The organism is Celeribacter persicus, assembly GCF_003050785.1.
Classification (GTDB): Bacteria; Pseudomonadota; Alphaproteobacteria; order Rhodobacterales; family Rhodobacteraceae; genus Celeribacter; species Celeribacter persicus.
In genome coordinates this window covers 58,438-71,786 of record NZ_QAOH01000006.1, presented here as the reverse complement: position 1 = coordinate 71,786, position 13,349 = coordinate 58,438, and the positions used below count along the sequence as shown (strand labels likewise).

The following is a 13,349-nucleotide window of genomic DNA, read 5'->3' as shown; positions in this document are numbered from 1 at the left end:
GGGCGTGTGGGCGAAGCTGCCAAGCGATTCAATCGGCATTTGTGCGGGATTGAACGACGCGCCGCACCATACTTGCGTGCTTGCGATCATGTTTGCCAAGGCTCCTGAGCCATGTGTCGGCCATGCGCGAGACATCCTTATCCGCATCTTGCAACGCATGGGTGAGCCAGAACAAGACATCGTCGATGGCGTTTTTCTCGTCTTCATCGGGATGGGCAAGCTTGGCCAGAGGTAAAGACAGGCCAAGCGCTGCGCGCCGGTCGAGGGTGCGTTCGGATTTCGCGAGCCTATGCACGGTCTCCATCCGTGACAAATCGGTGACGATCCGACGCGCACCGGCATTGGCGAGCGCATCCAGTTCGGCCCAGTTCCCGGCCTCAGAAATCCATGCGCAAATCTGGTCCCAAACGGCAGCATCGTCCGCGATACGAGCCTGAGTCAGCAGTTTCGCAGCCATGAGCCGGGCTTCGAGCACGCCGCTGTTCCAAAGTTCTTGGGCCACCATCAAGCGCGCGGGGAAGGCAATCTCCTGACGCAGCTCGCGCGCCATGTCTTCCAGAGTCTGCGGGGGCACGCCCAAATAATTGCCCGTGCCGAAGCGGGTCTCCAGATCGGCTGCGCGTTCTGCAGCGCCCGCGGCTTTGAGCCGGTTCATCACTTCGGTTGCGTTCATGTTCAACATCTCATTCCACCGTCACGGATTTCGCCAGATTGCGCGGTTGGTCCACATCGGTGCCTTTGGCGACCGCCGTGTGATAGGCGATGAGCTGGGCCGGGACGGCATAGAGGATCGGAGCGAAAAGATCCGGCACTTCGGGCATTTGCACCGTCTGCCAGACCCCTTCGGAGGCAATTTCCAACCCTTTCCTGTCGGAAACCAGAAGCACCTTGCCACCGCGCGCCATGACTTCCTGCATGTTCGAGACGGTCTTGTCGAACAAAGGGTCGTGTGGGGCGAAGACGATCACCGGTGTGTGGCTGTCGATCAGGGCGATGGGGCCGTGTTTCAGCTCGCCGGAGGCATAGCCTTCGGCATGGATGTAGCTGATTTCCTTGAGTTTCAAAGCACCTTCGAGCGCCAGGGGATACATCGCCCCGCGCCCGAGGAACAATACGTCGCGCGCCTCGGAAAGGTCATTTGAGACGATATTCAGCGTTTCGTCGAGATCGAGCGCGCGGGTCAGGAGACCGGGCAGGATGCGCAGTTCTTCCATATGTTGTTTGAGCTCCGCCTCGGTCATATGGCCGCGATCGCGCGCCGCCTTGAGCGCGAGGCTCGCGAGGACGAGGAGTTGGCAGGTGAAGGCCTTGGTCGACGCCACGCCGACCTCGACGCCTGCGAGGATCGGCAGGGCGATGTCGCTTTCGCGCGCGATGGAGGAACTGGGTACGTTCACCACGGCAACGGTTTTCGCAACCTTTTCATGGCAATACCGAAGCGCGGCCAGTGTGTCGGCGGTCTCGCCGGACTGGCTGACAAAGATCGCGTAGCTGTCGGTCGGAAGCGGTGGTTCACGGTAGCGGAATTCCGAGGCAACGTCGATTTCCACCGGCAGGCGGGCGAGGCTTTCGAACCAGTATTTCGCCACCGAACAGGCGTAGAAGGCGGTGCCACAGGCCACCAGCGTCAGACGCGAAATGTTCGAAAAGTCCAAATCGGACGGCAGATTCAGCCCATCATCGGTGAGATAATGTTGCAAAGCGTCACCCAGAACGGCAGGTTGTTCGGCGATTTCCTTGGCCATGAAATGCTTGTAGCCGCCTTTCTCGACCTGCGTGGCACCAAGGTCGATGCGCTGCTCGTCGCGGTTGGCCAGTCGTCCTGCCTCATCGAAGATTTCGACACCTGCGCGGGTGATGAAGGCATAATCGCCCTGTTCCAGATAGGTGATGCGGTCGGTCATCGGAGCCAGTGCGATGGCATCCGAGCCCGCGAACATCTCACCCTCACCGTGCCCGATGGCCAGCGGCGCGCCTTTGCGCGCGGCGATCATCAGGTCGTCCTCGCCCTCGAAAAGCCACAGGAGCGCGAAGGCCCCGTCGAGTTTCTTGAGGGTGGCAACCGCGGCTTCGTGCGGGTCAAGTCCCCGATCCATATACATTCGCGTCATAAGTGCTACGGTCTCGGAATCGGTTTCCGTCTCCGGGAGAAGACCCGCCTCGGCCAGTTCCGCGCGCAATTCGCGGTAATTCTCGATGATGCCGTTATGCACGACCGTGACCGGACCGGAGCGATGCGGGTGCGCATTGCCGGTGGTCGCCGCGCCATGGGTCGCCCAGCGGATATGACCGATCCCCGTCTTGCCAGCCAAAGGTTCATGCACCAAAAGATCGGAGAGGTTCACCAGCTTGCCGACCGCGCGGCGACGGTCGAGCCTGCCGTTCGACACCGTGGCGATGCCAGCGCTGTCATAGCCGCGATATTCGAGCTTTTTCAGTGACTCGACGAGGATCGGAGCCGCTTCATGATTTCCCAAAATCCCTACAATACCGCACATTTTACTGACCTTTTTGCTTTCTATCTTTGAGAGACTTTAACTTTGCGAACATTCGTACGGCGAGCATCGGTTTGTTCACCTGCTTCGCGCGTCCGATCGCGAGAGCGCCCGGCTCGACGTTCGTGGTGATGACGGAACCGCTCGCGGTCATCGCCTCATCCCCCACGGTCACCGGCGCGACCAGCATGGTGTTCGAGCCGATGAAGGCATTGCGTCCCACGACGGTGCGATGTTTGAACACGCCGTCGTAGTTGCAGGTGATCGTGCCCGCGCCCACGTTGGTGCCGTCGCCGATCTCCGCATCGCCGATATAGGTGAGATGGTTCACTTTGGCGCCCTCGCCGATCAGGGCATTTTTCACCTCGACGAAATTGCCGATGTGCGCGTTGTTCGACAGTTCTGCGCCGGGGCGCAGACGGGCGAAGGGGCCGACGGTCGATCCCATCGACACATGACAGCCCTCGAAATGGCTGAACGCCCGCAGACGTGTACCGGATTCCACGGTGACGCCGGGGCCGAAGATCACGTTCGGCTCCACCACCGTATCGCGCCCGATATAGGTGTCGAGCGAGAAGAACACGGTTTCGGGCGCCATGAGGGTCACGCCGTTCTCCAACGCTTCCGCACGTTTGGCGGCCTGGAAAATCGCTTCGGCGCGGGCAAGCTCGGCGCGGGTGTTGACGCCCAGCGTCTCGGATTCGTCACAGGCAACGGCGGTCGCGGTGCGTCCGGCTTTCCATGCGATTTCAACGATGTCCGGTAGATAATATTCCCCGGCGGCATTGTCATTCCCGACCTGTTCGAGAAGCTCAAACAGCACGTTCGCATCGGCGGCGACCAGACCGGAATTGCAGAAGGTGATTGCGCGCTGGGCCTCTGTCGCGTCCTTGTATTCGACGATGCGGGTGAGCCTGTCACCCTCCATCACCAGACGTCCGTAACGTGCCGGATCGGCGGCCTCGAAGCCCAGAACGACCACATCGGCCGATTTGCGCGCCTCGGCCATGCGCAGGATCGTGTCCTCGGAAATGAAGGGCGTGTCGCCATAGAGCACGATGGCGTCGCCTTCGAACCCCGACAGCGCCTCTTTCGCCTGCAAAACCGCGTGCGCCGTGCCGAGTTGTTCTTCCTGACGGGCGATCACGATCTCCTCGTCGATCTTCGCGGCCTCTGTCGCGACCAGATCGCCGCCATGACCGACGACCAGAACCGTGCGCTCCGGGTCCAAAGCGGTGCCGGAGGCCAGCGCATGGGCAAACATGGGGGCGTTGCCGATCGGGTGCAGCACCTTGGGCAGGTCGGAATTCATCCGTGTTCCCTGTCCGGCGGCCAAAAGAATGAGGGCTGTTGCCATGGTTTTCGTCCCGATCTGCTCTTTTCTTTGTCTGTCTGCCGTTTTACCCATGACACGGAGCGCCGCAAGGGCCCGAGCGGGCATGGGGCTTCACTTATTCTGACGCCAGATTACAGCATTCAGCGGGAGTTTGCCCAAAGCGAGCCGCCGCTGCCGCAACAAGGACCGGACATGCGCACTGTGATTTTCGATCTCGACGGCACGCTGGCGGACACCTCCGCCGATCTGATCGCGGCGGCGAATGCCTGTTTCCGGGGGCTGGGATATGGCGATGTGCTGGACCCGGAGAGGGATGCGCATACGGCGTTTCGCGGTGGGCGGGCGATGCTGACGCTCGGATTTTCCCGCGTGAAACCGGGGTTCGATGAAGCGGAGGTGATGGAGCAATATCCGATCCTGCTCGATGTCTACGCGGAGCACATCGACACACACACCCGGCTTTATGACGGGGCGGCGGATGCGGTCGAGGAACTGCGCAGCGGTGGGTATGCCGTGGGGGTATGTACCAACAAGCCGGAAGATCTGGCGGATCGTTTGTTGACCCGGCTTGGCGTGCGCGATCTGTTCGGTTCGATGATCGGCGCAAAGACGGTGGGCGTGTCGAAACCCGATCCAAAACCCTATCTGGCGGCGGTCGAGGAGGTCGGAGGTGTCTTATCCCAGTCTTTCCTTGTGGGCGACACTGAGACGGATCGGGAGACGGCGAAGGCGGCGGGGGTGCCCTGTGTGCTGGTGACCTTCGGGCCGGATGGGGACGGGGTGAAACGGTTGGAGCCGGAAGCTTTGCTTACCCATTATAATGAGCTGTCGCGGCTGACGAAGGAACTGATCGGATGAGTGACGAGGTTTTTAAAGGTAACTTCACCCAGCAGGAGCCAATCCCGGAAGAGGCTATCGCGCGGGCTGTGGAGGTCATGCGCTCGGGGCGGCTGCACCGCTACAACACGCTTCCGGGGGAGAAGGGGGAGGTCGCGGAACTCGAAGAGGAATTCGCCGCCTATACGGGCGCGAAATATGCGCTTGCGGTGGCCTCGGGCGGTTATGCTCTGGGATGTGCGCTGCGTGCGCTTGAGGTCAAACCCGGTGAGCCGGTCCTGACCAACGCCTTCACGCTCGCTCCCGTACCCGGTGCGATAGCCTCCGTGGGGGCAAGGCCGGTGTTCGTCGGTGTGACCGAGGGGCTGGTGATCGACCTCGACGATCTTCCGGTGAAGATTGCGGAGAGCGGGGCAAAGGTGCTGATGCTGTCTCATATGCGCGGGCATATCGTCGACATGGATGCGCTCATGTATATCTGTAACGGTGCGGGTGTTGCCGTCATCGAGGATTGTGCGCATACGATGGGAGCGCATTGGGACGGGGTGCCTTCGGGGCGGCACGGGGTCATCGGGTGTTATTCGACCCAGACTTACAAACATATCAATTCGGGTGAGGGCGGCTTTCTCATCACCGATGACGACGAGATCGCGGCGCGGGCCATCATGTTGTCGGGATCGTACATGCTCTATGGCAAGCACACTGCCGGTCCTGCGCCGGAAGTGTATGAGGCGATCAAATATCAGACACCGAATGTGTCGGGACGGATGGATCATCTGCGCGCCGCGATCCTGCGGGTGCAGCTTCGCAATCTCGACAGTCAGGTGGAGAACTGGAACGCGCGCTACCGCGTGGTCGAGGAGGGGCTGCGGGATACGCCGGGGCTCACCCTGACCCTACGCTCGCAGCAGGAGCATTATGTCGGCTCTTCGTTTCAGTTTCTTTTGATGGACTGGCTGGATGAAAAGATCGAAGCGCTGGTGGCGCGCTGTCTTGCGCGTGGTGTGGAACTCAAATGGTTCGGGGCACCTGAGCCGGTGGCCTTCACCTCGCGTTACGAAAGCTGGCGCTATGCCAAGCCGCAAAGCCTGCCCGACAGCGACCGTGTGCTGCGCGCGATCATGGATGTGCGCTTGCCGCTGACCTTCAGTCTGGAGGACTGCGCAATATTGTCGCGGATTATTCGCGAGGAGATCCTGCGGGCCGGGTGAGCTGTGCGACCCGTCCGTGGGGCAGGGGATAAGGTTCAGGAAATATTCGTATTTTGATATGCGTTGGGGAATGTGACGAAATAGTGTGCATATGCATGCAATTTTGCGAATTCCGACAAAAATAATAAGAAAAATCCCTTCGAATCGCGACGTATCGGCAAATCCCGCCGCGGCGCCATGTAACGTGATCGCGAGTGCAAAAAAACGTGTCAGACCCCTTGAAATTAAGGCTTTTCTCACTGCGCGTTTGGTTGACCATATTGTCGCAGGGGGCTAAACCACAGCAAGCTAGCAAAGCAGCGCGCCCGAGGTTGCTCGACAATTGAGTCTCCCCGAGAGCGCGCAAACCAAGGAGCCGCTCGTGGAAGACTTGCTTCGGGAATATCTCCCCATCGTCATTTTCCTCGGCCTCGCCATTGCGCTGGGCCTGGTGTTCATCTTCGCAGCCCTCATCCTCGCCGTTCGCAATCCCGACCCGGAAAAAGTGTCGGCCTATGAATGCGGGTTCAACGCGTTCGATGACGCGCGGATGAAGTTCGACGTGCGGTTCTACCTCGTGTCGATCCTGTTCATCATTTTCGATCTCGAAATCGCTTTCCTCTTTCCCTGGGCCGTCGCGTTCAAGGATCTGAGCATGACGGGCTTCTGGTCGATGATGGTGTTCCTCGGCGTGCTGACCGTGGGCTTTGCCTATGAATGGAAGAAAGGGGCGCTGGAATGGGCGTGATGACCGGAGCCAATACGGCCGGGGCCGACAAAGAAGTCGCCACCCAAGCTCTGAACAAGGAATTGCAGGACAAAGGCTTTCTGTTGACCTCGACCGAGGACATCATCAACTGGGCGCGCACCGGCTCGCTGCACTGGATGACCTTCGGTCTTGCCTGCTGCGCCGTCGAGATGATGCAGACCTCCATGCCGCGTTACGATCTCGAACGCTACGGTACGGCACCCCGCGCCTCCCCGCGCCAGTCCGACCTGATGATCGTCGCAGGTACACTGACCAACAAGATGGCCCCCGCCCTGCGCAAGGTCTACGACCAGATGCCGGAACCGCGTTACGTGATCTCCATGGGGTCCTGCGCCAATGGCGGCGGCTATTATCACTACAGCTATTCGGTGGTGCGCGGCTGTGACCGCATCGTGCCCGTGGACGTCTATGTCCCCGGCTGCCCGCCGACCGCAGAAGCGCTGATGTACGGGTTGCTGCAATTGCAGCGCAAAATCCGCCGCACCGGCACGATTGCCCGCTAAGGAGAGATCTGATGAGCGAAGAAGCCCTTCTGGAACTCGCCGCCCATATCGAGATGAAACGTCCCGATGACGTGCTCTCGACCGAGGTGGCCTTTGGCGAGCTGAATGTGACCGTGACCGCCGCCGGGATTGTGGATTTCGTCGATTTTCTGAAAACCGACGGCACCTGCAAGTTCTCCTCGCTGGTGGACATCACGGCGGTCGATCACCCGGAGCGCGAGCAGCGCTTCGACGTGGTTTATCACTTCCTGTCGATGTATCAGAACCAGCGCATCCGCGTGATCGCCGCCCTGCGCGAAGAGGAAACGATCCCCTCGATCATCTCCGTGCACCCGTCGGCGGGCTGGTTCGAGCGTGAAACCTTCGATATGTTCGGCATCATCTTCTCCGGTCACCCGGACCTGCGTCGTCTGCTGACCGACTACGGCTTCCGCGGCCATCCGCTGCGCAAGGATTTCCCGGCCACGGGTTACACCGAAGTGCGCTATGACGAAGAGCTGAAACGCGTGGTCTACGAGCCGGTGAGCCTCGTGCAGGAATACCGCCAGTTCGACAACCTTTCCCCATGGGAAGGCGCGAAATACATCCTTCCCGGCGACGAGAAGGGGGCCTGAGACGTGAGCGGCGATCCGGCCATCATGATCTGCGTCGGCGCGACGAAAGCGGGCACCAGCTCGCTTTATCGCTATTTGCACGATCACCCGGATTGCCACATGCGTTCGATCAAGGAAATCCACTATTTCGACACTGTGGATTTCGACGATTACGAGCATCAGTTTGATGTCTACGCCCGTCTGCGCGCCGATCTTGTCGGACGCCAGAATATCGCGCGCAAGAACGCCAATCTCTGGAAGGTGGGCAATCTTGAGCGTCAGATCATGGATGTGGACGAGATCGTGCGCATTCTCGAACTGGGGCGCGAGGGCGTGTCCGATTACCTGTTCTATCTTCTGGACGGGATCGGGGACAAGAAAGTCGCGGGCGACATCACACCGGGCTACGGTCTTTTGACCGAAGAGCGCCTGCGCGAGATGGCGCATATGGCGCCCGATGTGCGTTTCGTCTTCCTGATGCGCGATCCGGTGGACCGTCTTTGGTCGCATGTGCGCATGCAGGCCACGCGCCAGCGCCAGCCCGGCGAAGAGGTCGCGATCAAGGCCCGGCGGATCATGAACCGCACGATGAAAAAGGGCATGGAAACCCATATTCCCGAACGCGGCGACTATGTCGGGATCGTGGAAAAACTCAAACGGGCGGTGCCCGAGGACAAGCTTTTCGTGGGCTTTACCGAGGACGTGCTGTCGGGCGAGGGGCTTACGAGTCTCTGCGCTTTCCTTGGAATTTCTGAGAAGCCCGTAGACCAAGAACCGCATGCGCATGAAGGTGTGCATCTGAAACTGAGTGACAAACAGCGGCATGAGGCAGCGCAATTCCTGGCGCCGCAATATGCCTATGTCGAAAAGAGCTTTGGCCCGCTGCCCGCGCGGTGGCAGGCGAATATGGCGAGGATCTGAGAATGGACGTCGATATCCGGCAAAACACCTACGATGACGGTTCGCACGACGCGACCGACACCGAACAGAAGATCCGGAACTTCAACATCAACTTCGGGCCTCAGCACCCTGCGGCCCACGGTGTGTTGCGGATGGTTCTGGAGCTGGACGGTGAGATCGTGGAGCGCGCCGACCCGCATATCGGTCTTTTGCACCGCGGCACCGAAAAGCTGATGGAGAACCGTACGTATCTCCAGAACCTGCCCTATCTCGACCGTCTCGATTACGTGGCGCCGATGAACCAGGAACATGCCTGGTGTCTGGCCATCGAACGTCTGGCCGGTGTCGAAATCCCGCGCCGTGCCTCTCTCATCCGCGTGCTCTATTCCGAGATCGGCCGCGTTCTGAACCACCTTCTGAACACCACCACCGGTGCGATGGACGTCGGTGCGCTGACGCCGCCGCTCTGGGGCTTCGAAGAGCGTGAAAAGCTCATGATCTTCTATGAGAGGGCCTGTGGCGCGCGTCTTCACTCCGCCTATTTCCGTCCGGGCGGCGTCCATCAGGACCTGCCGCCGGAGCTGATCGACGATATCGAGGCCTGGGCCGATCACTTCCCGAAAGTGCTTGACGACATTCACTACCTGCTGTCGGACAACCGCATCTTCAAACAGCGGACCGTCGACATCGGCATCGTCAGCGAGGAAGAAGTGCTCGACTGGGGCTTCTCTGGCGTGATGGTGCGCGGCTCGGGCCTTGCCTGGGACCTGCGTCGCAGCCAGCCCTATGAGTGCTACAACGAGTTCGATTTCCAGATTCCGGTCGGCACCAGCGGCGACTGCTATGACCGCTACATGTGCCGCATGTTGGAAATGGCCGAGTCGACCAAGATCATCAAACAGGCATGCGCCATGCTGCGGATGCCGGAAAATCAGGGCGATGTGCTGGCCCGTGGCAAGCTCACGCCGCCGAAACGCAGTGATATGAAAACCTCCATGGAGGCACTCATCCATCACTTCAAACTTTACACCGAAGGGTTCAAACTGCCGCAGGGCGAGGTCTATGCCGCCGTCGAAGCGCCGAAAGGCGAGTTCGGCGTGTTCCTCGTTTCCGACGGAACGAACAAACCCTACCGTGCGAAACTCCGTGCGCCGGGGTACCTTCACTTGCAGGCGATGGACCACATGGCCAAGGGCCACCAGCTCGCGGATGTCTCCGCCATCATCGCCACCATGGACATCGTTTTCGGGGAGGTCGACCGCTAATGCTCCGCCGTCTTTATTCTGAACAACCCGCCTCTTTCGAATTCACGCCCGCGAACCTCGCCTGGGCCGAGGGGCAGATCGCCAAATACCCGGAAGGTCGGGCGCAATCCGCGATCATTCCGCTTCTGTGGCGGGCGCAAGAACAAGAGGGCTGGCTCACCAAACCCGCGATCGAATATGTCGCGGATATGCTGGGCATGGCCTATATCCGGGCGCTGGAAGTGGCGACCTTTTACTTCATGTTCCAACTGCAACCGGTTGGATCCGTGGCGCATATTCAGGTGTGCGGCACCACGACCTGCATGATCTGCGGCTCGGGGGACATCATCGAGGTCTGCAAACGCCGCATTGCCGGGAAACCGCACACGCTCTCCGCCGATGGCAAGTTCTCTTGGGAAGAGGTTGAATGTCTGGGTGCCTGCGCCAACGCGCCGATGGCCCAGATCGGCAAGGACTATTACGAGGACCTGACCGCCGAAAATTTCGAGAAGCTGCTCGATCAGATGGAAGCGGGCAATGTGCCGCTGCCCGGCTCGCAAGCCGGTCGTTATTCGTCTGAGCCCGCCGGTGGTCCGGTGGTGCTGGCCGAGTACAAGGGCACCGGTGCGCAATATAACGGTTCCGTGCAGCGCGCCGTCGACATCGGCGATACGATCAAACGCATCGACGGCACCGAAGTGCCGCTTCTGACCCCGTGGATTTCCAAGGGGGCGGGCCACGGCTCCGTGCCGAAAGCCCCGGCGGCGGCGAAATCCGCCGTGCAGCAGGCTGCGGATGCGAAAAAGGCCGAGCCGAAACCGGCAAAAGACAAGCCGGTCAGCGAAAACGGTGTGACGAAGCAAGAGGCGGACGCCACCTCGACCGGAACTCCGGCGGTGGAAGAGAAACAGCCGGAACTTCTAAGCGCGGCGCGCGAGGGCGGGGCGGATGACCTCAAGAAACTCAAAGGTGTGGGGCCGAAGCTTGAGCAGACGCTCAACGAGCTGGGCTTCTACCATTACGATCAGGTCGCGAACTGGACGCCGGCGGAAATCGCCTGGGTCGACAGCCGCCTGAAATTCAAGGGCCGGATCGAACGGGACGGCTGGATCGAACAGGCGAAAATTCTTGCGGCGGGCGGGGAGACTGAGTTCTCCAAACGTGCGAAATACTGAGACGATGACAAGAGAGGCCAAAGGCCCGACGACGACCTGACAGGGACCGGTAGAGGAGAACACGATGAGTGAGGCGACGACCAAAACACCCAAGATTTGGCTGATTTCAGCCATTTGCGGGGTATTGGCCTTTCTGGCCCTTTTGTGGATCGCAGGATATGCGACCGCAGACTCGATCATCGTGGGCGTTCTCGTGACTTTCCTCGTGGCGATCCTGCTGTGGATCGGCTGGCACGAGGAAGAGGTCACACCGCCGGAGGGACATCCCGAAGCGGAGGTGAGCGCCGAGGGCCTCATGGCGACGGCCTCCGTCGGAGATGAACCGATCTCGGTGGCCGAGGAGATCGCGCCGGAACCACATGCCGCCGACACGCGCGAGGTGCGCTCGGCTGCCGCGGCTGCGACACCTGAGCCAGAGCCGGTCGAAGAGGCCGCAGAGGAGACGGTGGCGGAGGTCGTCACGGAAGCTGGCGAAAAGCCGACGCTTCTCAAGATGCCGCTCGAAGGCGGGGCCGACGATCTGAAACAGATCAAGGGCGTGGGGCCGAAGCTTGAGACGCTGCTGCACTCCATGGGGGTCTACCATTTCGGTCAGATCGCCGCCTGGAACAATGCCGAAGTGGCCTGGATGGATGCGAACCTGAAAGGGTTCAAAGGCCGGGTGACCCGGGACGATTGGGTCGGTCAGGCGAAAGCCCTCTCCGAGGGCGAAGAAACGGAATTCTCGAAACGCGTCAAGGATGGCGACGTGTACTGAGGAGTGAAAGACAATGGTTCCCGACAAGGACCGGCATCTGGCGAAAAAGGCGCGCATGGTGGCGCTGGTGATTGCTTTGACGATGCTGGTCTGGCTCGGGGCCCAGTGGCTGGGCGGGAAACTCGGAATGCCTGTGCGTTACGCGTTCCTGCTCGACCTCATGGCGCTGGCCGCTTTCGTGTGGGCCTTCGTGGTGATTTATCAGATCTGGCGCGACACGCGTCAGCAGGACTGAAGGGACAAGAGCGATGCTCAAGGATCAGGATCGGATCTTTACCAACCTCTACGGGATGAATGACCGTAGCCTCAAAGGTGCGATGGCGCGCGGCCATTGGGACGGCACGGCAGGCATTCTCGCCAACGGGCGCGACTGGATCATTGATCAGGTCAAGGCTTCGGGCCTGCGTGGTCGTGGCGGCGCGGGCTTTCCGACCGGCCTCAAATGGTCCTTCATGCCGAAGGAAAGCGATGGGCGTCCGTCCTATTTGGTGATCAACGCCGACGAATCCGAGCCCGCGACCTGCAAGGACCGCGAGATCATGCGCCACGATCCGCACACGCTGGTCGAAGGCGCGCTGATCGCCGGTTTCGCCATGGGCGCGGTTGCCGCCTATATCTACATTCGCGGCGAATACATCCGCGAGAAAGAGGCGCTTCAAGCTGCGATCGACGAGGCCTATGACGCCGGTCTGATCGGCAAGAACGCCTGCAAATCCGGCTACGATTTCGATGTTTACCTGCACCATGGGGCAGGGGCCTATATCTGTGGCGAGGAAACCGCCCTCATCGAGTCTCTCGAAGGCAAAAAGGGCATGCCCCGGATGAAACCGCCCTTCCCGGCGGGTGCGGGTCTCTATGGGTGCCCGACCACGGTGAACAACGTGGAATCCATCGCCGTCGTGCCGACGATCATCCGGCGTGGCGCGGACTGGTTCTCCTCCTTCGGGCGTCCGAACAACGCAGGCACCAAGCTCATGGCGCTCACCGGCCACGTCAACACGCCCTGCGTGTTCGAGGAAGAGATGTCGATGTCCGTGCGCGAGATCATCGAGAAACACGGCGGTGGTATTCGCGGCGGCTGGGACAATCTCAAGGCAATCATTCCGGGCGGGGCGTCGTGCCCGGTGCTGCCGAAAGAGGCGTTGGAAGATGCGATTTTTGACTTCGACTGGATGCGGGAGAACAAGAGTTCCTTCGGCACCGGTTGCATGATCGTGATGGACAATTCCGTGGACGTAGTGAAAGCCGTGTGGCGCCTGTCGGCCTTCTTCAAGCACGAAAGCTGCGGTCAGTGTACACCGTGCCGCGAAGGCACCGGCTGGATGATGCGCGTGATGGAGCGGCTGGTGACGGGCGATGCGGAGATCGAAGAGATCGACATGCTGCTCGATGTGACCAAACAGGTCGAAGGGCACACCATCTGTGCCTTGGGCGATGCGGCGGCCTGGCCTATCCAGGGTCTCATCCGTCACTTCCGTGGCGAGATTGAGGATCGTATCAAAGCCAAGAAAACCGGCCGCGTGACGGCGGCCTTTGCGGCGGAGTAAGAC

Annotated in this window: 14 protein-coding genes; 11 read left to right on the top strand and 3 right to left on the bottom strand. The window is 60.6% G+C overall.

Features of this window, described 5'->3' with window-relative positions; all coding sequences use genetic code 11:
- Positions 1 to 28: 28 nt before the first annotated feature.
- The 3 genes from C8N42_RS09495 to glmU are packed head-to-tail and all read right to left on the bottom strand — an operon-like array spanning position 29 to position 3,852.
- On the bottom strand, positions 29 to 673 hold the full coding sequence (locus tag C8N42_RS09495) for a DNA alkylation repair protein (protein WP_170109258.1): 645 nt from the start codon (positions 671 to 673) through the stop codon (positions 29 to 31).
- 10 nt (positions 674 to 683) lie between these two features.
- Positions 684 to 2,498 carry a glutamine--fructose-6-phosphate transaminase (isomerizing) gene (gene glmS / locus C8N42_RS09490; RefSeq protein WP_107816330.1) on the bottom strand — a complete coding sequence of 605 codons (1,815 nt, stop codon included), beginning with the start codon at positions 2,496 to 2,498 and terminating at the stop codon, positions 684 to 686.
- A 1-nt stretch (position 2,499) separates the two neighbouring features.
- Complete coding sequence (gene glmU / locus C8N42_RS09485) at positions 2,500 to 3,852, bottom strand: bifunctional UDP-N-acetylglucosamine diphosphorylase/glucosamine-1-phosphate N-acetyltransferase GlmU (protein ID WP_107816329.1); 1,353 nt, start codon at positions 3,850 to 3,852, stop codon at positions 2,500 to 2,502.
- 171 nt (positions 3,853 to 4,023) lie between these two features.
- On the opposite strand from glmU, the gene C8N42_RS09480 reads away from it, so the two are divergent.
- From C8N42_RS09480 to nuoF, 11 genes are all read left to right on the top strand, one after another.
- Positions 4,024 to 4,689: an HAD-IA family hydrolase gene (locus tag C8N42_RS09480; protein WP_107816328.1), complete on the top strand. Its 666-nt coding sequence runs from the start codon at positions 4,024 to 4,026 to the stop codon at positions 4,687 to 4,689.
- Entirely contained in the window at positions 4,686 to 5,879 is a 1,194-nt protein-coding gene (locus C8N42_RS09475) for a DegT/DnrJ/EryC1/StrS family aminotransferase (protein ID WP_107816327.1), read from the top strand. Before C8N42_RS09480 ends, C8N42_RS09475 begins: the two co-directional genes overlap by 4 nt.
- 361 nt (positions 5,880 to 6,240) lie before the next feature.
- Entirely contained in the window at positions 6,241 to 6,606 is a 366-nt protein-coding gene (locus C8N42_RS09470) for an NADH-quinone oxidoreductase subunit A (protein ID WP_107816326.1), read from the top strand.
- Complete coding sequence (locus C8N42_RS09465) at positions 6,597 to 7,130, top strand: NuoB/complex I 20 kDa subunit family protein (protein ID WP_211309172.1); 534 nt, start codon at positions 6,597 to 6,599, stop codon at positions 7,128 to 7,130. The genes C8N42_RS09470 and C8N42_RS09465 overlap by 10 nt, the downstream gene beginning before the upstream one ends.
- Before the next feature lie 11 nt (positions 7,131 to 7,141).
- Complete coding sequence (locus tag C8N42_RS09460) at positions 7,142 to 7,744, top strand: NADH-quinone oxidoreductase subunit C (protein WP_107816325.1); 603 nt, start codon at positions 7,142 to 7,144, stop codon at positions 7,742 to 7,744.
- A 3-nt stretch (positions 7,745 to 7,747) separates the two neighbouring features.
- Positions 7,748 to 8,644, top strand: coding sequence for a sulfotransferase (locus C8N42_RS09455; protein WP_107816324.1), 897 nt, complete (start codon positions 7,748 to 7,750; stop codon positions 8,642 to 8,644).
- Between the two features lie 2 nt (positions 8,645 to 8,646).
- Positions 8,647 to 9,888 (top strand): NADH-quinone oxidoreductase subunit D, encoded by a 1,242-nt coding sequence (locus tag C8N42_RS09450; protein ID WP_107816323.1) that lies wholly within the window; start codon positions 8,647 to 8,649, stop codon positions 9,886 to 9,888.
- Positions 9,888 to 11,042, top strand: coding sequence for an NADH-quinone oxidoreductase subunit E (locus tag C8N42_RS09445; RefSeq protein ID WP_107816322.1), 1,155 nt, complete (start codon positions 9,888 to 9,890; stop codon positions 11,040 to 11,042). The genes C8N42_RS09450 and C8N42_RS09445 overlap by 1 nt, the downstream gene beginning before the upstream one ends.
- Before the next feature lie 64 nt (positions 11,043 to 11,106).
- Complete coding sequence (locus C8N42_RS09440; RefSeq protein WP_107816321.1) at positions 11,107 to 11,799, top strand: NADH-quinone oxidoreductase subunit E; 693 nt, start codon at positions 11,107 to 11,109, stop codon at positions 11,797 to 11,799.
- Positions 11,800 to 11,812: 13 nt separating this feature from the next.
- Positions 11,813 to 12,034 (top strand): DUF5337 domain-containing protein, encoded by a 222-nt coding sequence (locus C8N42_RS09435; RefSeq protein WP_107816320.1) that lies wholly within the window; start codon positions 11,813 to 11,815, stop codon positions 12,032 to 12,034.
- 13 nt (positions 12,035 to 12,047) lie between these two features.
- Positions 12,048 to 13,346: an NADH-quinone oxidoreductase subunit NuoF gene (gene nuoF, locus C8N42_RS09430; RefSeq protein WP_107816319.1), complete on the top strand. Its 1,299-nt coding sequence runs from the start codon at positions 12,048 to 12,050 to the stop codon at positions 13,344 to 13,346.
- The last annotated feature ends 3 nt before the right edge of the window (positions 13,347 to 13,349 follow it).

What these genes read in the sequence shown, in the direction of transcription:
- C8N42_RS09480 (WP_107816328.1), top strand. Translation starts at nt 4,024, where the DNA reads ATGCGCACTGTGATTTTCGATCTCGACGGCACGCTGGCGGACACCTCC.
- C8N42_RS09475 (WP_107816327.1), top strand. Translation starts at nt 4,686, where the DNA reads ATGAGTGACGAGGTTTTTAAAGGTAACTTCACCCAGCAGGAGCCAATC.
- C8N42_RS09460 (WP_107816325.1), top strand. Translation starts at nt 7,142, where the DNA reads ATGAGCGAAGAAGCCCTTCTGGAACTCGCCGCCCATATCGAGATGAAA.
- C8N42_RS09440 (WP_107816321.1), top strand. Translation starts at nt 11,107, where the DNA reads ATGAGTGAGGCGACGACCAAAACACCCAAGATTTGGCTGATTTCAGCC.
- nuoF (WP_107816319.1), top strand. Translation starts at nt 12,048, where the DNA reads ATGCTCAAGGATCAGGATCGGATCTTTACCAACCTCTACGGGATGAAT.
- glmS (WP_107816330.1), bottom strand. Translation starts at nt 2,498, where the DNA reads ATGTGCGGTATTGTAGGGATTTTGGGAAATCATGAAGCGGCTCCGATC.
- C8N42_RS09445 (WP_107816322.1), top strand. Translation starts at nt 9,888, where the DNA reads ATGCTCCGCCGTCTTTATTCTGAACAACCCGCCTCTTTCGAATTCACG.
- C8N42_RS09495 (WP_170109258.1), bottom strand. Translation starts at nt 673, where the DNA reads ATGAACGCAACCGAAGTGATGAACCGGCTCAAAGCCGCGGGCGCTGCA.
- C8N42_RS09450 (WP_107816323.1), top strand. Translation starts at nt 8,647, where the DNA reads ATGGACGTCGATATCCGGCAAAACACCTACGATGACGGTTCGCACGAC.
- glmU (WP_107816329.1), bottom strand. Translation starts at nt 3,852, where the DNA reads ATGGCAACAGCCCTCATTCTTTTGGCCGCCGGACAGGGAACACGGATG.
- C8N42_RS09465 (WP_211309172.1), top strand. Translation starts at nt 6,597, where the DNA reads ATGGGCGTGATGACCGGAGCCAATACGGCCGGGGCCGACAAAGAAGTC.
- C8N42_RS09435 (WP_107816320.1), top strand. Translation starts at nt 11,813, where the DNA reads ATGGTTCCCGACAAGGACCGGCATCTGGCGAAAAAGGCGCGCATGGTG.